Source organism: Pseudomonas sp. 18175 (assembly GCF_050432925.1).
Lineage (GTDB): Bacteria > Pseudomonadota > Gammaproteobacteria > Pseudomonadales > Pseudomonadaceae > Aquipseudomonas.
Genome location: NZ_JBKFTO010000016.1, coordinates 92,629 through 113,228, shown reverse-complemented (window position 1 = coordinate 113,228; position 20,600 = coordinate 92,629). Strand labels below are relative to the sequence as shown.

The window sequence follows — 20,600 nt, the reverse complement described above, 5'->3', positions numbered from 1 at the left end:
TCATGGTTTATCCCAGCAGACGCCACTCGATGCCTTCCTCGTTGACCGTAATTCTGTCGGGGCGCAAAAAGCGCAGCTTGTGATGCTCAATCATCAAAGTGGGCATGATCTCGTTCTCCTCGAAACGGCGGATAACTGCATTTTCTAGCGCCAAGTCGGGTGCGCGATGCAAGCGTACGGCCTTCCAGTAGCCTGTCTGCGGGCAGGGTTGCCCGCTGGAGCAAGTCGGCGCGGGAAAACTGACTTTGATGAATGCGGGCGAGTCAGGTGTGGGTCTGCCGGTCGCAGGCTCAAGGTGCTTGGCCTTGGCCAGTTGGTGGATCAGCTCTTCGCTGGGCCTTTCGGGCGGGACGTTGGCCAGGCGCGCTTCCAGCCATTGCAGCTTGCCGTCCCAGGCGGGCAGTTTGGCGGGTGGCCGAGGGAGGATTTCGTTGATTTCGGGGACTTTGGGGTCGGCGTAGGAGTAGTTGGCGAGGATCCGCCAGATAGCTTTATAGCGTTCTGCACGTTCAAGGTCTTCCTGCTGACCGAGATAATCCCGTGTATTCGAGGGCGGAGGACCACGAAACGCATCCTCTAACCAACTAGCAGCGCCCGAGTCGCCTGATGCAACGCCCATCTGAAAGGCCTCAAGTGCCTCCTGATATCGCCCGTTGTACTTAAGGTCAATACCCAGTGCCATCGCTGCCTTACCATTGCCCTGTTCAGCGGCGCAACGATACATTTGCATTGCAATCGTCGGCGCAATATCAATAGGTTCAAGTTTGTCGCCCACGTAATACTGGGCTTGGGCGCTTCCCTGATCTGCCGCCTTACGGAAGTAGCGAAGAGCCATCGCCGAGTCCTGTTTCAGCCCCGCCGAGCCGTCCTGCAAAAAGATACCGATGAAGTAATAGCCACTCGCAACACCCGCGTCGATCAGCAGTTGGCTGAGCCGCAGATGCTCCTCGCCACGGAGACTGAACTGTCCACGCATGGTGCCATTCTGCAAGTTGATATTGGCCTTGTAGTGGCCATGTTCAGCAGCAATTCGATATAGCCGCTCAATCTCTAGATCAATGGTTTTGTCCTGTTTGAGCAGGTTGTTCTTCTGTAACCAGCGGGCGTATTGAAACAGTTCGTCGGCCTCGGTAGTCGGTGAAGGGATTTGCTCATGCACACAACTAAAAGTCAGCTTGGCCTTTATTTCTTTCAGTGGATTCATTGACGCTCCAGGAGTTGGATGATTAGGGGCTGTGCCGGTATCGCAGCCGGTAAGCAGCAGGCTTAATAGCAGAAAGGCCCTACGCATCAATCGAGGTCCTTTAGGGTGGTTTCGTCGTAATAAAACTCCACAAGCGGACCGCCAGGAGCTAAGTTGTTTTTTCGGCGTTTTTTATTGTCGTTAATGGCTTTTTGCCAAACCTCAAACGCCTCCACCGGGTCATCCTGCGCCCCTCTTCCCTCCGTATGCAGATCCCACAACCTGCGCCGCAACCCCTGCGTCACACTCATCCCAGCAGTCGCCACTCGATACTTTCCTGGTTGGCCGTAATTCTGTCGGGGCGCAAAAAGCGCGGCTTATGATGCTCAATCATCAAAGTGGGCATGATCTCGTTCTCCTCGAAACGGCGGATAACTTCATTTTCTATCGTCAAGTCGGCTACACGATTCAAGCGTACGGCCTTCCAGTAGCCTGTCTGCGGGCAGGGTTGCCCGCTGGAGCAGGTCGGCGCGGGAAAACCGACTTTGATGAATGCGGGCGAGTCAGGTGTGGGTCTGCCGGTCGCAGCGTCAAGGAGCTTGGCCTTGGCCAGTTGGTGGATCAGCTCTTCGCTGGGCTTTTCGGGCGGGACATTGGCCAAGCGCGCTTCCAGCCATTGCAGCTTGCCGTCCCAGGCGGGCAGTTTGGCGGGTGGCAGGGGGAGGATTTCGTTGATTTCGGGGACTTTGGGGTCGGCGTAGGAGTAGTTGGCTAGGATCCGCCAAATTTTTTCATAGCGATCAGCGCGTTCAAAGTCCTCTTGCAGGCCGAGGTAATACATTGAGTCCGAAGATAGAGGGCCGCGAAATGCTCTCCTTAGCCAACCAGCAGAAGTTTCATCACCTGCCGCTACGCCCAATTGGAATACCTCAAGTGCATCTTTATATAGGCCCTGCCCTTGAAGATTAACGCCTAGATCGGAGGCTGCATCCCGCTGCCCTTGTTCAGCTGCGCAGCGGCGCATTTTTTGAGCGACGTCCGGCGCAACGTCACTCGGCGCCAGCTTTTCAGCTACATAATATTGAGCTTCAGCGCTGCCCTGATCGGCTGCCTTACGAAAATAACGCAGCGCATTTTCTGAGTGCTGTTTCAATCCCGCCAAGCCGTCTTTAAGGAAAATACCGACGAAGTAATATCCCGTCGCCACATTAACTTCGATCAATTGTTGGCTAAGGCGCAAATGCTCATCGCCACCAATTTTGAAATGGCCGCGCATAGAGCCGTTTTGCAAGTTGATATTGGCCTTGTAATGACCATTTTCAGCAGCAATTCGATAAAGTCGCTCAACTTCGGCATAGACGGCCTCGTCTTGTTTAAGCAGGTTGTCCTTTTGCAACCAACGGGCGTACTGAAATAATTGATCTGTTCCGTCAGGCGGGGTCGGAATTTGCTCATGCACGCAGTTGAATGCCAGTTTTGTCTTGATATTCGTCAGTGGGTTCATAGCCATACCTTGTTTTGATTGAGTAAAGGCTGTGCTGTTATCACAGCCAGCCAGCATCAGGCATGCCAGCAATACGGAGCAGCACATCAGTCAAGATCCTTCAGGGTTTTTTCTCCGTAAAAAAAACCGAGAAGTGGACTATCGGGCCCTTGTTTATATTTATTATTTTGACGATCTTTATTTTTTTTGATTAGGCCCGTCCAAGCATCAAACGCCTCCACCGGATCATCCTGCCCCCCTCTTCCCTCTGTATGCAGATCCCACAACCTGCGGCGCAACCCCTGCGTCACACTCATCCACTCATGGGCAATATTCAGTTCGCTATCGACCTGCATGCTGCGGGTATTGATATTGGCCGAGCCATGGGTGGTGAACGCGTCGTCGACAATCATCAGCTTGGAGTGGATATACACCGGCATCCACGGCTGGCCGGCGGGTGAGTCCTTCGCTACCAGCGAGCACACATGCACTTTCAGGCCAGGGCGTAGCTGCGGGCGCACGGTGCTCGTTTCGATTGCCTTGATCTGCTGGCCGAGTTCGGCCTGCTCCCGCTCGTTCATCCACCTGGTGTCGCGTTGCGCCTCGCGGGCCTTGTCGCTTAGCTCTCCACTGCCCAGTGTGTCAGTCAGCAGGGTGAAGGCGATCAACGCCTGTCGCTCGATAAGCTCAGCCACGCTCTGTGTCTGGGCATTCGTTTGGGCGTTGGCCTGCTGAATACGTCGCAACTTAGTGATTTCAGGGATGGTGTCGCCGCGCCCGAGACTTTCGAGCATGCGCTGGGTGTTGACTGTACCGGCGCCCATGCCATCGTTTGTGGCGTTGGTGATCACAAATAAATGCAAGTTGCCGTGCAGGCCAGGATCGCGCCCGCCCCGCGTCTGATCGGCAGCTGCCTTATTGATCGCTTCGGCCAACGGTGGCCAGCGAAAGTACTGGTTCTCGATGTAGATGAACTGGGTCGCGTTGTTGACTGCATTGAGGTACAGCCTTTCGATGTCCCGCTTGCCCTCTTGCGCCTGGGTGCGCAGCAGTTGAGCAATTTGGCGAGTCGCGCCAGGGGTGCATTTGAGGGTTGGGCCAACCTGCATTGACTGACGCGACGCGAGCAAGTCTTCTCCCGTTTCCTTGCACCAGGCAGTGGCAAAGTTGTGGTGCAAATGCTCCAGGATCGGTCCGCTGACCTGACTGGAAATATCCTGTCGCGGGGTATCGCCGCGCGCGCCAAGATTAGGTGCAGGCTTGCTGCCCTCGGTCCGATTCAATGCTGAGTGGCTATCCTTGTCCCAGTATTCATCGAGCATGTTGTGACCCATGACAAAGCCGACGGCACTGTCCACGTCTTCGTAGTCGACCAGTACCGTTTTCTGATGGTGCGTGGCGGTTGCGCTCAGCGTCGCCAGCGTGGCGTCACTCAGGCGTCGGTCGAGGCTTTTATATTTGGCCTGATAGGCAATTTCGGTTCGCTCATACAGGCTGAAGCCACGACTGACAAATATCGGAATTTTACGTGCCTCGCGCAGCTCCGCTGCCATGTAGTCAGCAACCGCATGGTTGGCAAACCAAAAGCGGTCATACGCATACTGATCCTGGGTCGCGCTTTGCAGCGCCCGGTCGCCCATACGCAGCGGACCTTTTCCAGGCAAATTGGCTTCACCCGCTTTTCCAGCGCTGTTGAAGGGCATTTCCCAACCCAGTATCCGAACTTCGACACCTTCCTTTGCCTTGGCCACCAACAGCTCGCCGATGCAGGGATGCTTGCCATCACGAATGAAATACATCGATGGCTGAAAGCCCCAGCAGATGATGTCGATGGTTTTGCTGGCGTTGGCGATGGCCAGGTGCACCGCTTTGAAGGTTTCTTCACCGTTGATCAACGGCTGATAGGTGGCGAGTGCAGGCGGGTATTCGGTGTCCTGTACGTACCACGGTGGGGTGCACGTTGCTGATTGGGTGTGTTGCAGGGCAACGGGTACGACGATGGGGCGTCGATTCATGAGAGGCCTCACTTTTGGTCACAAAGGCGCGATGGTCTGTATGCGATTCATCCCAGCAGCCGCCACTCGATGCTTTCCTCATTGACCGTAATTCTGTCGGGGCGCAAAAAGCGCGGTTTGTGATGCTCAATCATCAGGGTGGGCATGATCTCCTTCTCCTCGAAACGGCGGATAACTGCATTTTCTATCGTCAAGTCGGGTGCGCGATGCAAGCGTACGGCCCTCCAGTAGCCTGTCTGCGGGCAGGGTTGCCCGCTGGAGCAGGTCGGCGCGGGAAAACCGACTTTGATGAACGCGGGCGAGTCAGGTGTGGGTCTGCCGGTCGCAGGCTCAAGGTGCTTGGCCTTGGCCAGTTGGTGGATCAGCTCTTCGATGGGCTTTTCAGGCGGTACGTTGGCCAGGCGCGCTTCCAGCCATTGCAGCTTGCCGTCCCAGGCGGGCAGTTTGGCGGGTGGCAGGGGGAGGATTTCGTTGATTTCGGGGACTTTGGGATCGGCGTAGGAGTAGTTGGCTAGGGTCCGCCAAATTTTTTCATAGCGATCAGCGCGCTCACGATCTTCCTGCTGACCAAGGTAATAAAGTTCATTACTGGGAAGTGGCCCACGAAACGCCTTTCCCAATCGACCGGCGGCGTTTTCATCACCTGCCATAACTCCCATCTGCAATACTTCCATTGCCTCGCCGTATTTCTCTTCGTCCTGAAGATATATCGACAAAATAACGGCAGCTTTGCCATGTCCTTGTTCGGCGGCACATGAACGCATTTGCCGTGCAACTAGAGGTGCAATGTCACGAGGCGCTAAGATATCTGCGACATAAGCTTGAGCGGGAGCGTTACCCAGATCAGCGGCTTTACGAAAGTAACGCAGGCTCATTTCCCGATCCTGCTTTAGCCCGGCAGAGCCGTTCTTCAAAAAAATTCCGATGAAGTAATAGCCGGTTGCTATGCCCGCGTCTATCAGTAGCTGGCTGAACCGCAAATGCTCCTCACCACGGAGACTGAACTGTCCACGCATGGTGCCATTCTGCAAGTTGATATTGGCCTTGTAATGGCCATTTTCAGCAGCAATTCGATATAGCCGCTCAATCTCTAGATCAATGGTTTTGTCCTGTTTGAGCAGGTTGTTCTTCTGTAACCAGCGGGCGTATTGAAACAGCTCATCAAGGTCCGTAGACGGTTTAGGTATGTCTTCATGCGTACAGCTAAACGCCAGTTTGGCTTTGATTTTGGTTAGTGGGTTCAAAGCGTTCTCCTTAGTCTGAAAACCAACTGCGCTGCCAGTGACGCAGACGCACAGTAGACTTGATAGCAAGATGGTCCAGCGCATCAGTCAAGATCCTTCAATACGTTTTCTCCGTAATAGAACTCGACGAGGCCGGAATAAGAAGGCTCTTGATTTTCCTGGCGTTTTCTATTTGTTTCGATGATGTCCTGCCAAGCCTCAAACGCCTCCACCGGATCATCCTGCCCCCCCCTCCCCTCTGTATGCAGATCCCACAACCTGCGGCGCAACCCCTGCGTCACACTCATCCACTCATGGGCAATATTCAGTTCGCTATCCACCTGCATGCTGCGGGTATTGATATTGGCCGAGCCATGGGTGGTAAACGCGTCGTCGACAATCATCAGCTTGGAGTGGATATACACCGGCATCCACGGCTTGCCGGCGGGAGAGTCCTTCGCTACCAGCGAGCACACATGCACTTTCAGGCCAGGGCGTAGCTGCGGGCGCACGGTGCTCGTTTCGATTGCCTTGATCTGCTGGCCGAGTTCGGCCTGCTCCCGCTCGTTCATCCACCTGGTGTCGCGTTGCGCCTCGCGGGCCTTGTCGCTTAGCTCTCCACCGCCCAGTGTGTCGGTCAGCAGGGTGAGGGCAATCAACGCCTGTCGTTCAATAAGCTCCGCGACGCTTTGGGTCTGGGCATTCGTTTGGGCTGTGGCCTGCTGAATACGCTGCAACTTGGTGATTTCAGGAATGGTGTCGCCGCGCCCGAGACTTTCGAGCATGCGCTGGGTGTTCACCGTACCGGCGCCCATGCCATCGTTTGTGGCGTTGGTGATCACAAATAAATGCAAGTTGCCGTGCAGGCCAGGATCGCGCCCGCCCCGCGTCTGATCGGCAGCCGCCTTGTTGATCGCTTCGGCCAACGGTGGCCAGCGAAAGTATTGGTTCTCGATGTAGATGAACTGGGTCGCGTTGTTGACTGCATTGAGGTACAGCCTTTCGATGTCCCGCTTGCCCTCTTGCGCCTGGGTGCGCAGCAGTTGAGCAATTTGGCGAGTCGCGCCAGGGGTGCATTTGAGGGTTGGGCCAACCTGCATTGACTGACGCGACGCGAGCAAGTCTTCTCCCGTTTCCTTGCACCAGGCAGTGGCAAAGTTGTGGTGCAAATGCTCCAGGATCGGTCCGCTGACCTGACTGGAAATATCCTGGCGCGGTGTGTCGCCGCGCGCGCCAAGATTAGGTGCAGGTTTCCTGCCCTCGCTCCGATTCAATGCTGAGTGGCTATCCTTGTCCCAGTATTCATCGAGCATGTTGTGACCCATGACAAAACCGATGGCACTGTCCGCGTCTTCGTAGTCGACCAGTACTGTCTTCTGATGGTGCGTGGCGGTTGCGCTCAGCGTCGCCAGCGTGGCGTCACTCAAGCGTCGGTCGAGGCTTTTATATTTGGCCTGATAGGCAATTTCGGTTCGCTCATACAGGCTGAAGCCACGACTGACAAATATCGGAATTTTACGTGCCTCGCGCAGCCCCGCTGCCATGTAGTCAGCAACCGCATGGTTGGCAAACCAGAAGCGGTCATAAGCGTACTGATCCTGGGTCGCGCTTTGCAGCGCCCGGTCGCCCATACGCAGCGGACCTTTTCCAGGCAAATTGGCTTCACCCGCTTTTCCAGCGCTGTTGAAGGGCATTTCCCAACCCAGTATCCGAACTTCGACACCTTCCTTTGCCTTAGCCACCAACAGCTCGCCAATGCAGGGATGCTTGCCGTCGCGGATGAAATACATCGATGGCTGAAAGCCCCAGCAGATGATGTCGATGGTTTTTCTGGCGTTGGCGATGGCCAGGTGCACGGCCTTGAAGGTTTCTTCGCCGTTGATCAGAGGCTGGTAGGTGGCGAGTGCAGGCGGGTATTCGGTGTCCTGCACGTACCACGGTGGGGTGCACGTTGCTGATTGGGTGTGTTGCAGGGCAACGGGTACGACGATGGGGCGTCGATTCATGAGAGGCCACCTTCTTGGTCACTGGCTGGGCTGATCACTGTGGCGTACAAGCCGCGATAGTCTGTGTGGGAAGTTGGTTGGCTCACGCCGCTCGCAGCTTGCCAGTGATGGTTGTGCAAACCGCCATTAGCCAGGGTCGCTTGCTCGGCATTGCGATAATCGGTGGGCACCGGTAGCTGGAAGCTGACTCCGTTGACCATCTCCAACCTGTACTGCCGGGTCACCACCTGATGATCAATGGTCAACTGCCCGGTTTTATCCAGTACGCCTTGCGTGAGCACTGCGCCGTCGGCATAGAGCGTGTACGGCATGCCTGCCCAGCCGTGGCTGGAGGCATTGGGGATCACTGGCAGGGTTAACCGCAGCGACTGTTTAGTCAGGCTTTGAGGGTATTGCGGGTGAGTGGCCAGCATGCTCGCAGGCCCTTGGAACTCGAAATACGCGGCCTTGATGTAGTGGTCGCCGAGGGTTCCGGATTCGATGCGGCTCTGATCCAGAGTGATGTAACTGCCACCGCCATTGAGGGTGATTTTCTTCTTCGCCGTGATATGGATCTCGTCTTCAGTGCTCGTAATGCTCAACCCATGACGTGCGATCAGTTCCAGTGTGTCGTTCTGTGCCTGGATACTCACTGCGCCCTGATTGGCGATCAGCTTGATGCCCAGCTTGCGCACAAACAGGCTTACCCCCTGCCCCACGCCGATGAACAGGCGCTTGACCACGCTGATATCCGCCTGGGCACCGGCGTTGATCATCAGGTTTTTTTGGGCGGCCAGTTGCAGGTGCTGGCCGCTGGTCATGGCCACGCCATCGGGCGCGCTAAGCATCAACACAGAGGATTTGAGCTGCTCCAGATCCTGTTTGAGCATGCTCAGCTGTGCCTGCACATCGGCCGGGTCTGCATGGGCGGCCTGGGCATCGGCCGACAAGGTTTCCAACTGCTCACCGGCCTGCTGCAACCGCCCCACCGCGGCACTCATTTCAAGCATCGGCCCCTGGGCTTTTGGCTGGGCATCCGCGCTGATGAAAATGCCGCTGCCCGCCCGAATAGCCGCATGCCCATCGGTGCGCAGCTCAGCGCCCTGGCCACGGGGCTGACGCTGGTTGTCCACCAAATGCCCCAAATTCAGCTGGCTCTTGCCACTGTGCTCGGTGCTGACTTTGATGTGCTCCTGCCCCCGCGTGTCATCCATGCGCAGTTTGTTGTTGGCGGGCGTACGCAGCACGTTGCGTTTGTAGTTGCGCAGGGTCACATGATCGACGTGTTCGCTGTCATGCAACGCATGGGCAATGTACGGCCGGTCTGGATCGCCTTGTTCAAACGCCACTGCCACTTCGGTGCCCGGAATCAAGGGCAGGTGCAGGCCGTGGGTGTCGCCAGCGTAGGGGCGGGCCAGGCGCAGCCAGGCGCTTTCCGCGCCGGCTCGCCAGGTGTCGCGGTCGAACAGGAAGTTGACCTTGTAGCGGCCTTCGAGGTCGATGTGGCCGTAGAGGTCGTTGGCCTGGGGGCTGGTGACGCGGGCCGGAACGGTGCCGGCGATATTGGGCTTTTGTTCCAGCGCCGGGCGAAAGCACACGGTTTCGCAATAGGGAATGGCGTCGAAGGTGGTTTCCAGGCTTTGGTCGCGGGCGGCCGTCAGGGTCAGGCCGGTGATGACCGCGCCGGGGGTGAAGGCCTGGGGGGCGCCGCCGGTGATCTTGAGCACCTGCCCCGGCGCGAGCACGGCGCTGCTGCTGGTGCCGCGCAGTTGGGTCTGGGGGTTGAGGTAGCGTTCGTGGCGCAGGCGGGCGTAGAAGTAGCCGCTTTCGCTTTGCAGGTCTTCGTCCTGGTCGAGCCGGTCACCGAGCACGGTGTAGGGTTCGGCGTAGTGGTAGGCCTCGCCGTAGGTGGTGGTGGCGCCTCGGGTTTGATCGACTTCGCCGCTCAGGCGCGCGCGGGCATCGCGGTGGTGGTAGGCGCGAAAGTACACCTGTTGTTCGACCACCTTGTGCTGCGATTGCAGTTGCCACACCGCGTCTTGGCCCGTGCTGCCGAGGCCGGATTGCGGGCGGTAGGGCAGTTTGACGTCGAACTGGTAGTGGCGCTGATCGTCGCAGAACTCGACCACATCAATCCCCAGGCGCTCGTCGCTGGTGAAGCGGTACCAGATGCCGACTTCGGCCAATAGGCGGGCAATGAAGTGCAGGTCGCTTTCGCCGTATTGCATGACTTGTTCGCGTTGGGGGTAGTCGCGCACCAGCCTGAACAGAAAGTCCTGGCCTTCAAAACCGTGGCGGTTGCGCAGGACGTTTTCGACGATCTGTGGCACGGATTGGTGCTGGTAGATACGGAACTGGTGGCCGCGATCCAACAGGGCCAGGCGCGGTTGCAGGGTGATTTCGTACGTGGCCTGGTCGTTGGAACCGGACAGGCGCTTGAAGCCGTTGATCACGCCGTGCAGGGTGCGTAGCGGTTTGATCGGTGGTGGGTTCAGGCTCAGCAGGGGTAACTTTTGCGGCGGCGCGTGCAGGCTGAAATGGGCGTCTTGCCCCAGCAGTGAGTCGGCGGCCAGGTCACGTTCGGTGCTGGTGAATTTCACGCAGTAGTTGAACGGTAGGCTCAGCTGTTCGTGGCCTTCGAAGGACAGAACGTCGAGCTGAGCGTTGAGGTTGCGCACTCGCAGGGTGTGGCGGCTGTGGTCGAAAAAAGCACTCGGTGGTGGGCTGGTATCCATTCCTTTACTCCTGGACGCAAGAGTCCAGAGCGTAAAGATTTGTTATCCCTGAATAATGTCGGAAAATTCGACTTTACGAGACAGGCACTTCCTGATCGTGCTTTTGTCGTCCAGCCATAGCAGTGGATTGGAGAGATGTGAAATCAGCCAAGCGCCTGCGTAACCAAAGGCCTAATCGGAGGTAAGCACCTCCCACATCTTGCTCGCGCAGAGCCAACGCAATACCGGAGGTGTCACGTGTCACGTGGCTTAACCTTCAAATGCCGCGCATACCAAGGCCGCTCCGGCACGCGTTTGAACAGGCCCTTCAATACATCGTCGTCCGCACCAAAGGTAATGCGCAGCGCCAGCTTCATGGTTTCCGGGTCCATTTCCATCGACTTGCCCATCTGCAAACCCGGCGTGGTGCTGCAGCCGTGGGTATCCGGCCCCAGCCAGGGGTCGTCTACTTCTACCCAGCGTCCTGGGGCAAACCAGGCCACGCCATTGACTTCCAGCCGGCTCACCTCCCCGGGGTTGAAACGTTCGTGGGCGCGAAACCAGTCTTCGACCCGGTCGTCGATCCAGCCATGGAAGTGCCAGAACACCGGGTTTACGTGAGACGAAAACGGGTCGCCGAGAAAGTCATTTTCTGGCGCATACCAACGCGCCGAAAAATCCGCCGGGTCACGTGCGAACGGCACCGGCGCCCCGTTGGAAGGGTCACGCGGCACAGAGGCCCAACGCATGTGCAGCCAATCGTGCAAGCCCAATTCCATCTCGGAGCCCAACTGACCCAAGGTCATCTTGGCCAGATAGCGCGGGTCGCGGTATTGGGACTCCCATACCTGGAAATTGCTGTGGTACGTCTCTTCTGACTTGATGTCACTGACCCACTGGGTGTAAGCGCTGTCGCGCGGCGCCGACCAAGTGGGCGGCAGCGCAAAACCATCATGGTTGTCGAAGTAGCGCACAAAGCCCAGGCGGTCACGCTCCAGCGCCGGCTGGGGCTCCGGGAACTGCGGCCATGATGGCAAGTGCTGCATGGAGCGCGCAGCGCCGAGCATATGCCGGTGCATAAAGAAGAAGTCGATACCCGAACCGTTGCGGTCCTTGCGTTTGCCTCTGGCGTCGCGTTCCTGGCCGCGCGGGCCGGGTTGCCAGCCGATACCGCGCAGAGCGTCGCGCTTGTCTTCAGACAGCTTGTGCCACTGGTCGCGAGTGGCGTGCCACAGTTGATGGAACAACCGATGTTCCGGGGCGATCAGCCAGGCCAGCAAGGTCGCATTGAGACCAATGCGCTCGCGGGCTTCGGGAAACAGTTGTTTGTGGGCGACAAAACGGTTGTCGCGCTCGGTCAGCGCCAGCGGGCGGTCGAGATTCAGGATCTGCCCGCTGAGGGTGCCGCTGCCAGCGTTGCCGAAGGCACCCCATACCTCGTCGAGGGTCATTTTGAATTCATAGGCGGGCGCGCCGTCGGCCGAGTCGCGGTCGATCAGCCGCCAATAGAGCAAGGCGCCCTCGCCTGTCAGCAAATCACCGAGTACGCGGTAGCGGGGCTCGCCGTCGGCACGCAGGTTGTCGGCGGTGTCGAGGTAGCCACGCAGCCCGCGTCCACGGGGGGCGATATCGAGCAGCAGCTCCAGGCCTTGCATCGGCAAGCCCTTGAGCCCGGCATCGCGCCCCTCCATCCGCAAGCTCCAAACCCCACGCAAGGTATTGGCCAGGTGCTGGCCCGCCGTGTCGGCCAGGTCCACCGTGGCTTCGCCGGGGGTAATGGGGAATTCTTCTCGCGTCAGCTCGCGATGGGCGTAATAGGCCGCCGGCACGGCTGCACCGGTCAGCGCCAGGCCTGCGATGAACCCACGTCGAGAGATCGTCATTGTTTACCTTAGGAAACGGCTTAATCAGAGCTAGAACGTTTGCAGGCCGGTGAAATTTACCGCCTCGCGCCCAACACCTAAATTTCCCCGGTCATCGCTCGTTCTTCCCAGATAGCAAAGGCCTCAACTGACTGAGATGGCAATGACAAAAACACGTTCGAAAAAGGCGCTGTACATCGGGCTGCCGCTGGCATTGGCTATCGGCGCCGGGGCCGGTTTCCTGGTCTGGGATCACTGGTTCAGGGGGAATGCCGGCTATTCGCTGGAGGTGATCAAGCAGGCCAATGAAATGCAGGATCGCCTGCTGTCGTTCGACAGCCACATCACCGTGCCACTGACGTTCGGCACCGCCCATAATGAAGCGGACAAGGATGGCAGCGGCCAGTTCGACCTGGCCAAAGCCAACCGTGGGCGCCTGTCGGGCGCAGCCTTGACGATCTTTGGCTGGCCGGAGATCTGGAACGGGCCGAATGCGCCGCACAAGCCCACCGAAGGGTTTGTCGAAGAGGCCCGCCACGAACAGGAAGCACGCTTCAAGATCATCACCGGCATGGTGCGCGACTTTCCTGACAAAGTGGACATTGCCTATACCCCGGACGATTTCCGCCGCTTGCATGGCGAAGGCAAGTTCGCGATTTTTATCAGCATGCTCAACGCCTACCCGCTGGGCAATGACCTGAACCAACTGGACCTTTGGACGGCGCGCGGCATGCGCATGTTCGGTTTCAGCTACGTCGGCAACAACAGTTGGTCCGACTCATCGCGGCCGCTGCCCTTCCTCAACGACACCCCTGATGCCCTTGACGGCCTGTCCGACATCGGCAAGCAAGCTGTGCAGCGCCTCAATGACCTGGGTGTGATCATTGATGTGTCGCAAATGTCGACCAAGGCCCTGGAACAAGTCGCGCAGTTGAGCCGTACGCCGATGGTGGCCTCCCATTCCGCCCCCCGTGCAGCGGTGGATATCCCACGCAACCTCAGCGACAAGGAACTGCAGCTGATCAAAAATAGCGGCGGCGTGGTCCAGGTGGTGGGGTTCCCCGCCTACCTACGCCCACTAAGCCTGCCGACCCAGGCCAAGCTCAACGCCCTGCGCGCACGCTTTGACCTGCCGCCCCTGCCTAACTTGGCCATGGCATTGATGCCAGGCGACGCGATCATCACTGCCTGGCCCGAGCAGAAGTTTGGCCAGTACGCCAGCGCGCTGTACGCCATCCTTGAAGAAGAACCCAAGGCCACGCTCAAGGACCTGGGGGACGCCATTGACTATACGGTGCGCAAGATCGGTATCGATCACGTCGGCATCGCCTCGGACTTCAACGACGGTGGCGGCCTCAAAGGCTGGGAGAACGTCGGCGATATCCGCAATGTCACGGCCGAACTGATCCAGCGCGGCTACTCCGAAGCCGATATCGCCAAGCTGTGGGGAGGTAACTTCCTGCGGGTGTGGGACCAGGTACAAAAAGCCGCCAAGCCATTGGCTAACCGCTAACCCCCAATGAAGTAAGTCCATGACCGACCGCCGTACATTTCTCAAGCAGGCCGGCGTCTTCGCCGCGAGCCTGCCGCTGGGGTCCGCCCTCTTGCCACAGGCCCAGGCCGCATCCTCAACGTCCTCGACACAGGACCCGTGGGCGGGGCTCAAGCAACTGTTCGACCAGGACCCGAGCTACCTACATTTTTCCAACTTCCTGGTGACGTCGCACCCCAAGCCGGTCCGCGACGCCATCGAGCGCTATCGCCAGCAGATCGATCGCAACCCCGGGCTGGCGATGGACTGGAACCTGGAGGAAACCTGGAAGCGTGAGGGCCAGGTGCGCGAATGGGCCGGCCGCTACTTGAACGCGACGCCAGCGCAAATCGCCCTCACCGGGAGTACCTCCGAAGGCCTGGCAATGATCTACGGTGGAATCCAGGTGCGGCCTGACCAGGAAATCCTCACCACCGTGCACGAGCACTACGCGACCCAGTACAGCCTGGATTTTCGTGTACGCAAGCAAGCCACCCAAGTGCGCCGAATCAAACTCTTCCAGCACGCCAACAGCGTGTCGAGCGACGAGATACTCGGCAACATCCAGCGCAGCATTCGGCCCAACACCCGCGTCCTCGGCATGACCTGGGTACAGTCCGGCAGCGGCGTGAAACTGCCCATCGGCGAGATCGGCAAACTGGTGCAAGACTGCAATCGCAACCGCGATGACAAGGACCGCATCCTCTATGTCGTCGATGGGGTGCATGGTTTTGGCGTGGACAATCTCGACTTCCCGGACATGCACTGCGACTTCTTTATCGCCGGCACTCACAAATGGATGTTCGGTCCGCGCGGTACCGGCCTGGTGTGCGCCCGCGATGCCGAGAACAAATACGTCACACCGATGGTGCCGACGTTTTCCGAGGACACCAACTTCGCCACCACCATGACCCCCGGCGGCTACCACGCGTTTGAACACCGCTGGGCGGCGGATGAAGCCTTCAAGCTGCACTTGCAGCTGGGCAAGGCCGAGGTGCAGACGCGCATTCATGCACTCAACAGTGAATTGAAAAGCCAACTGTTGGCCCACACGCAAATCGAACTGGTCACTCCGCGCAGCCCCGAGTTGTCGGCGGGCTTTACCTTTTTCCGGGTCAAGGGCCAGAACAGCGCTGCGGTGGTCGAACACATGATAAAAAACCGCGTGGTCATCGACGAAGTGAACCGCGATGTCGGCCCGGTAATCCGTGCTGCCCCTGGGCTGCTCAACTCCTACGACGAGATTCAGCGCTTCATGGCGCTGCTCAGCCAGCGCCTGTAATGCTCATATTTTCCTTTGAACGAGATGCCACCATGAATCCATCCCGCCTCAAACCCCTGGCCGCCGTGGCGCTGACCACCCTGTGTGGTGCGCTGCTGCCAGGTTTGGCCCAGGCCGCTGCGCCACAGGCCGGCAAAGTGTTCAAGGACTGCAAGGACTGCCCGGAAATGGTGGTATTGCCCGCAGGCACCTTCACCATGGGCACTCCGGAAGATGAAGTGGGTCGCGAGCCGGATGAAGGCCCGATGCACGAGGTGACGTTCGCCAACCCCTTCGCCATGAGCCGCTTCCATATCACTGCCGGCGAGTGGGACAGCTATATCCGCCAGACCGGCGTAAAGATCGCCGACGGTGACACCCGCCCCGGCCGTGAATGCATTGCCAGCAAGCCGCGCTACCCTCAGAGCCCGCGCCAGCCGGCGGTGTGCATGGACATGGATGACATCAAGACCTACGTGGCATGGCTGTCGAAGAAGACCGGCCAGCAGTACCACATGGTCAGCGAAGCCCAGCGCGAATACGCCGCGCGCGCTGGCTCCACCGGGCCGTTCCCCTTCCCGTTCGACGAAGGCAAAGGCTACAGCATCGCCAAACATGCCAATACCTACGGGCCGGCGGACGGCTACAGCTATTCGTCGCCCGTGGGCAGCTACCCGCCGAATGCGTTCGGCATGTACGACATGCACGGGAATGTCTATGAGCGGGTAGCCGACTGCTATCACCCCAATTACATCGGCGCGCCTACCGATGGCAGCGCCTGGATCGAGCCCGGCTGCAAGCTGTACCAGATACGGGGGAATGACTGGGGCGAAGCGCCGGTATTTTCACGCTCGGGCAACCGCAACAATATCTACCCGAACGGACGCGGCGACTGGATTGGATTTCGCGTCGTGCGTGACCTCTGAGCGAAGCCCGCAGGTCCGAGGTCGCCGTTAATCGGCGACCGTCTAAATTAAGCGCGTGACCAGACGTTCTACAGGGTATCTGCCTCTGCGACCCAAGGAACCGTCCTCCCATGAACCATCCTCCACGCGGCGCCCTTCACGAATTGTTCGTGCTGCTCAAACCCTTCCGTTTTATTGTCAGCCTGTCGATCCTGCTCGGAATGGTCGGTGGATTGAGCGTGACGGTGCTGCTGGCGACCATCAACAGCGCCTTGCACTCCGAGGACGGTCTGACCCAAGGCGTGGTGCTGCTGTTTGCCGGGTTATGCCTGCTGGCGCTGTTCAGTTCGATCTGTTCCGACATCGGCACCAATTATGTCGGCCAGCACATCATTGCCAAGCTGCGCAAAGAGCTGGGTGAAAAAGTGCTCTCCGCGCCGATGGAGCAAATCGAGCGCTATCGCAGCCATCGCCTGATCCCCGTGCTGACCCACGACGTGGACACCATCAGCGATTTCGCTTTTGCCTTCGCCCCCCTGGCTATCTCCCTGACCGTGACCCTGGGCTGCCTGGGCTACCTGGCAATGCTGTCGTGGCCGATGTTCCTGATGATGGTGGTCGCGATCATCATCGGCACCGCCGTCCAATACCTGGCCCAAGGCCGTGGCATAAAGGGTTTCTTTGCCGCACGTGACGCCGAAGACGAGTTGCAGAAGCACTACAACGCCATTGCCGAAGGTGCCAAGGAGCTGCGTATCCATCGCCCACGCCGCCAGCGCATGTTTGACTCGGGCATCAAGGCCACTGCCGACTTCATCTGCAAGACCCAGATCAAGTCGATCAACACCTTCGTGGTCGCCAAAACGTTTGGCTCCATGCTGTTTTTCGTGGTGATCGGGCTGGCCCTGGCACTGCAATCGTTCTGGCCAAGCAGTGATAAAACCGTGATGAGCGGCTTTGTCCTGGTGCTGCTGTACATGAAAGGCCCGCTGGAACACCTGATCGGCACACTGCCCATCGTCAGCCGCGCACAGATTGCGTTTCGCCGTATCGCCGAGCTGTCCGAGCAATTCTCGTCGCCTGAACCCCACCTGCTGCTCGCCGACAAGGGTTTCAAGGCCAGCCCCGTACATCATCTGGAACTGCGTGATGTGAGCTTCGCGTTCCCACCGGCGGCCGGCAGTGACGCCTTCCGCCTGGGCCCGGTGAACCTGACGATCAATGAAGGCGAGATCATCTTCATCGTCGGCGAGAACGGCTGCGGCAAGACCACCTTGATCAAATTGCTGCTGGGCCTGTACCCACCGCAACAGGGTGAAGTGCGCCTCAATGGGCACCTGGTGGATGCGGTCAACCGCGACGATTACCGTCAACTGTTCACCACCATCTTCGCCGACTATTACCTGTTCGACGATGTGGTCCAAGGCGACCAGCACATCCCGGAAGATGCCAATAAATACCTGCAACGCCTGGAGATCGCGCACAAGGTCAGCGTTCAAGACGGCAAATTCACCACCACGGACCTGTCCACCGGCCAGCGCAAGCGCCTGGCACTGGTCAACGCCTGGCTGGAAGAGCGCCCGGTGCTGGTGTTCGATGAATGGGCTGCCGACCAGGACCCGACGTTCCGACGCATCTTCTATACCGAGTTGCTGCCGGACCTCAAGCGCCTGGGCAAGACCATCATCGTGATCTCCCACGACGATCGTTACTTCAACGTCGCTGACCAACTGGTGCGCATGGAAGCCGGTCGGGTACACAGCGAAAAAACCGTCGCCGCCTGATAGGCACCTCACGAGGGCCGGGTCACTGACCCGGCCCTCGGCCGTTTCGGGCAGCGCAAACACCCGACGTTTCTGCCCAACGTCTTAGTTTTCCTGAAAAAACTCAAAGAATTTATCCGGTTTTCACGTGTTCGTTCGTTCTATAAAGAATAAGAACCAATCCCAACAACACAACCTTCACAAAAGAGCGCTTGTTAATGCACGTCTTCCCCAAGATGACCCCACTCGCGACATTGCTGGTCAAGCAATGCCTGAGCCGTCACCGCCTCCCAACCGCGTTGCTGCTGGGTGCCTGCGTCTCCTTCCCGACAATGGCCCAAGCCCAGCAAGTCAACTTCGATATCCCTGCACAGTCGCTGGGTACGGCCTTGCAACGCTTCGGCACCCAAGCCAACACCCAGCTGTTGTACAGCCCGGACCAGACCAAGGGCCTGAGCAGCCAGGCGGTCCATGGCAGCATGGAGCCGGCCAAGGCCCTGGCGCAGATGCTGGCCGGGACCGGGTTGTCGTTCGACATCCAGGGCAATTCCGTGACCTTGATCGCACCCGCTGGCGCCGCAGTCCAACTGGGCGCCACTACGATCACCGGCGCCGGCTTGGCAGCGACTACCGAAGGGACGCATTCGTACACCACGGGCAGCACGAACACGGCCACCAAGCTGCCAATGTCGATTCGTGAAACCCCGCAGTCGGTCACCGTGGTAACACGCCAGCGCATCGAAGACGAAAACCTGGTGAACCTGGATGACGTGCTGACCAACACCACCGGCGTCACGTTGACCAAAAACGGTTCGGAGCGCTCCAACTACTATGCTCGCGGCCAGCAGATCGACACGTTGCAGATCGACGGCGTGCCGACCAACATCTCAAACTCCTACTCCCTCGATGCCATTTCCAAGCCCAATACCGACTTGTACGACCGCATTGAAGTCGTGCGCGGCGCCAACGGGCTGATGCAGGGTGCAGGCAACCCTTCGGCGGCAATCAACCTGGTGCGCAAGCGCCCAACGGTTGAGCCTCAAGTGCAGATCACCTCGTCGGTGGGCTCTTGGGACACGTACCGCAACGCCGTCGACGCCAGCTCCGCCCTGAACGATGCCGGTACTATTCGCGGACGTACCGTGGTGGCCTACAGCAAGGGGCACAGCTACCGCGATGAGGCAGAAAAGGAAAATACCCTGGTCTACGGCATCCTTGAGGCCGACCTGGATGACACCTCCATGGTCACCGTGGGTTTCAGTTACCAGAAAGACCGTAACCCAGGTTACGACTGGAGTGGCCTGCCGACCAAGACCAACGGCACTTTCTACCCGTTCTCCCGCTCCACTGCGTTGACGGCTGACTGGGCCAAGCTGAACAAGACCAACACCAACGTGTTCGCCGACTACCAGAAGCGCTTTGACAACGACTGGAAACTGGTGCTGTCCGCCAACCAGATCTGGGCCAAGTCCGACTTCCTCGCCAACTACACCTGGCCCGTCGCCGGCAGCCCCGACTCGTTCACCCTCAACCCGCGTGGCTTTCGCTACAACGATACTCAGACCAGCGTCGACGGTTACCTGAGCGGGCCATTCCAGATGCTGGGCCGCCAGCATGACCTGATCTTCGGCATCAACGCACGCCACGATGACTTCGACTATCACGGCGGGCGTGATGCCAGCTACAGCTACATCTTCAACGTCAACGACCTGAGCGGCTTCAACCCGCCGGCACCGAACATCAACTACAGCCAGTGGAAGTACAACTACACCACCGAACAGGAAGGCGCCTACCTGGCCACCCGCCTGAGCCTGACCGACTCCACCAAGCTCATCCTGGGCTCCCGCGTCAGCTGGTACAAGACCACCACCGATCTGGTTGGCGTCAAGGGTGAGTACGCCAAGAACGGCAACGTGGTGCCGTATGCCGGTATCGTCCAGGACCTGAACGAAAACTTCTCGGCCTACGCCAGCTACACCGAAATCTTCAAGCCGCAGAACAACGTCGACGTCAACGGCTCGCTACTTGACCCGGCCACCGGCAGCAACTACGAGATCGGTGTGAAAGGCGAAACCCTGGACAAGCGTCTCGGCGGTTCGGTTGCGTTGTTCCAAACCGACCTGACCGGTGTTGCCGAGACCACCAGCCCTTGCAGCGAAGGCGTGCTCAGTTGCTTTAAGCCGTCGCAGAAAATCCGTACCCGCGGTATCGATGTCGAAGCCTACGGTGAGCTGCTGCCGGACTGGAACATTTCGGCCGGCTATACCTACAGCTCACCTAAGTATGCCGGTGGCACCACCAAAGGCACCGCCGCCTCGACCTACATCCCACGCCACCTGTTCAAGCTCTCCACTGACTACCGCCTGCCGGCGCCCGTCAACAATGTGCGCATCGGCGGTAGCTTGCTAGCGCAGACCCACATGTACGAAGAGACCGGCACCTTCCGGGTTGAACAGTCCGGTTATGCGCTGACCAACTTCCATGCAGTCTACGAGTTCAACAAAAACTACGAAGTGCAGTACAACCTGAACAACGCCTTCGACAAGAAGTACTACCAGACCGTGCAGTACAACAACTACAACAACTTCTACGGTGACCCACGTAACTTCACCGTAACCCTGCGGGCCAAGTTCTAAAGCCTGATCATCGCCGTGCCGCCCGGCACGGCGATTTTG

General features: G+C 58.7%; 13 protein-coding genes. 5 read left to right on the top strand and 8 right to left on the bottom strand.

All coding sequences use genetic code 11. The features are described 5' to 3' along the window. Positions 1 to 7 precede the first annotated feature (7 nt). The 8 genes from ACLD1Y_RS21555 to ACLD1Y_RS21520 all read right to left on the bottom strand — a co-directional run bounded on the left by ACLD1Y_RS21555 (position 8) and on the right by ACLD1Y_RS21520 (position 12,486). Complete coding sequence (locus ACLD1Y_RS21555) at positions 8 to 1,291, bottom strand: DUF6396 domain-containing protein (protein ID WP_429479831.1); 1,284 nt, start codon at positions 1,289 to 1,291, stop codon at positions 8 to 10. Next, a complete protein-coding gene (locus ACLD1Y_RS21550) occupies positions 1,291 to 1,494 on the bottom strand; it encodes a hypothetical protein (RefSeq protein ID WP_429479830.1) in 204 nt (67 codons plus the stop codon). Before ACLD1Y_RS21550 ends, ACLD1Y_RS21555 begins: the two co-directional genes overlap by 1 nt. Next, complete coding sequence (locus ACLD1Y_RS21545; RefSeq protein WP_429479829.1) at positions 1,491 to 2,687, bottom strand: SEL1-like repeat protein; 1,197 nt, start codon at positions 2,685 to 2,687, stop codon at positions 1,491 to 1,493. Before ACLD1Y_RS21545 ends, ACLD1Y_RS21550 begins: the two co-directional genes overlap by 4 nt. A gap of 86 nt (positions 2,688 to 2,773) precedes the next feature. Beyond that, positions 2,774 to 4,681, bottom strand: coding sequence for a phospholipase D-like domain-containing protein (locus ACLD1Y_RS21540; RefSeq protein WP_429479828.1), 1,908 nt, complete (start codon positions 4,679 to 4,681; stop codon positions 2,774 to 2,776). 47 nt (positions 4,682 to 4,728) lie between these two features. Beyond that, positions 4,729 to 6,009 carry an SEL1-like repeat protein gene (locus tag ACLD1Y_RS21535; RefSeq protein WP_429479827.1) on the bottom strand — a complete coding sequence of 427 codons (1,281 nt, stop codon included), beginning with the start codon at positions 6,007 to 6,009 and terminating at the stop codon, positions 4,729 to 4,731. After that, positions 6,009 to 7,910 (bottom strand): phospholipase D-like domain-containing protein, encoded by a 1,902-nt coding sequence (locus ACLD1Y_RS21530; RefSeq protein WP_429479826.1) that lies wholly within the window; start codon positions 7,908 to 7,910, stop codon positions 6,009 to 6,011. Before ACLD1Y_RS21530 ends, ACLD1Y_RS21535 begins: the two co-directional genes overlap by 1 nt. Continuing rightward, positions 7,907 to 10,624 (bottom strand): type VI secretion system Vgr family protein, encoded by a 2,718-nt coding sequence (locus ACLD1Y_RS21525; protein WP_429479825.1) that lies wholly within the window; start codon positions 10,622 to 10,624, stop codon positions 7,907 to 7,909. The genes ACLD1Y_RS21530 and ACLD1Y_RS21525 overlap by 4 nt, the downstream gene beginning before the upstream one ends. Before the next feature lie 233 nt (positions 10,625 to 10,857). Next, a complete protein-coding gene (locus ACLD1Y_RS21520; protein WP_429479824.1) occupies positions 10,858 to 12,486 on the bottom strand; it encodes a PvdJ/PvdD/PvdP-like protein in 1,629 nt (542 codons plus the stop codon). Positions 12,487 to 12,628: 142 nt separating this feature from the next. Between ACLD1Y_RS21520 and pvdM the strand changes: the two genes are divergently transcribed. The 5 genes from pvdM to ACLD1Y_RS21495 all read left to right on the top strand — a co-directional run bounded on the left by pvdM (position 12,629) and on the right by ACLD1Y_RS21495 (position 20,561). After that, positions 12,629 to 13,978 (top strand): pyoverdine-tailoring dipeptidase-like protein PvdM, encoded by a 1,350-nt coding sequence (pvdM, locus tag ACLD1Y_RS21515; RefSeq protein WP_429479823.1) that lies wholly within the window; start codon positions 12,629 to 12,631, stop codon positions 13,976 to 13,978. A 19-nt stretch (positions 13,979 to 13,997) separates the two neighbouring features. Then, on the top strand, positions 13,998 to 15,278 hold the full coding sequence (locus tag ACLD1Y_RS21510; protein WP_429479822.1) for an aminotransferase class V-fold PLP-dependent enzyme: 1,281 nt from the start codon (positions 13,998 to 14,000) through the stop codon (positions 15,276 to 15,278). Positions 15,279 to 15,310: 32 nt separating this feature from the next. Then, positions 15,311 to 16,183, top strand: coding sequence for a formylglycine-generating enzyme family protein (locus ACLD1Y_RS21505; protein ID WP_429479821.1), 873 nt, complete (start codon positions 15,311 to 15,313; stop codon positions 16,181 to 16,183). A gap of 110 nt (positions 16,184 to 16,293) precedes the next feature. Next, positions 16,294 to 17,946, top strand: coding sequence for a cyclic peptide export ABC transporter (locus ACLD1Y_RS21500; protein ID WP_429479820.1), 1,653 nt, complete (start codon positions 16,294 to 16,296; stop codon positions 17,944 to 17,946). A 197-nt stretch (positions 17,947 to 18,143) separates the two neighbouring features. After that, positions 18,144 to 20,561: a TonB-dependent siderophore receptor gene (locus ACLD1Y_RS21495; RefSeq protein WP_429479819.1), complete on the top strand. Its 2,418-nt coding sequence runs from the start codon at positions 18,144 to 18,146 to the stop codon at positions 20,559 to 20,561. Positions 20,562 to 20,600 lie beyond the last annotated feature (39 nt).

Excerpts from the sequence above, each read along its gene's own strand:
- ACLD1Y_RS21545 (WP_429479829.1), bottom strand. The coding sequence starts at position 2,687 with ATGAACCCACTGACGAATATCAAGACAAAACTGGCATTCAACTGCGTG.
- pvdM (WP_429479823.1), top strand. The coding sequence starts at position 12,629 with ATGACAAAAACACGTTCGAAAAAGGCGCTGTACATCGGGCTGCCGCTG.
- ACLD1Y_RS21555 (WP_429479831.1), bottom strand. The coding sequence starts at position 1,291 with ATGCGTAGGGCCTTTCTGCTATTAAGCCTGCTGCTTACCGGCTGCGAT.
- ACLD1Y_RS21495 (WP_429479819.1), top strand. The coding sequence starts at position 18,144 with ATGCACGTCTTCCCCAAGATGACCCCACTCGCGACATTGCTGGTCAAG.
- ACLD1Y_RS21550 (WP_429479830.1), bottom strand. The coding sequence starts at position 1,494 with ATGAGTGTGACGCAGGGGTTGCGGCGCAGGTTGTGGGATCTGCATACG.
- ACLD1Y_RS21525 (WP_429479825.1), bottom strand. The coding sequence starts at position 10,624 with ATGGATACCAGCCCACCACCGAGTGCTTTTTTCGACCACAGCCGCCAC.
- ACLD1Y_RS21500 (WP_429479820.1), top strand. The coding sequence starts at position 16,294 with ATGAACCATCCTCCACGCGGCGCCCTTCACGAATTGTTCGTGCTGCTC.
- ACLD1Y_RS21505 (WP_429479821.1), top strand. The coding sequence starts at position 15,311 with ATGAATCCATCCCGCCTCAAACCCCTGGCCGCCGTGGCGCTGACCACC.
- ACLD1Y_RS21535 (WP_429479827.1), bottom strand. The coding sequence starts at position 6,009 with ATGCGCTGGACCATCTTGCTATCAAGTCTACTGTGCGTCTGCGTCACT.
- ACLD1Y_RS21530 (WP_429479826.1), bottom strand. The coding sequence starts at position 7,910 with ATGAATCGACGCCCCATCGTCGTACCCGTTGCCCTGCAACACACCCAA.
- ACLD1Y_RS21540 (WP_429479828.1), bottom strand. The coding sequence starts at position 4,681 with ATGAATCGACGCCCCATCGTCGTACCCGTTGCCCTGCAACACACCCAA.
- ACLD1Y_RS21510 (WP_429479822.1), top strand. The coding sequence starts at position 13,998 with ATGACCGACCGCCGTACATTTCTCAAGCAGGCCGGCGTCTTCGCCGCG.
- ACLD1Y_RS21520 (WP_429479824.1), bottom strand. The coding sequence starts at position 12,486 with ATGACGATCTCTCGACGTGGGTTCATCGCAGGCCTGGCGCTGACCGGT.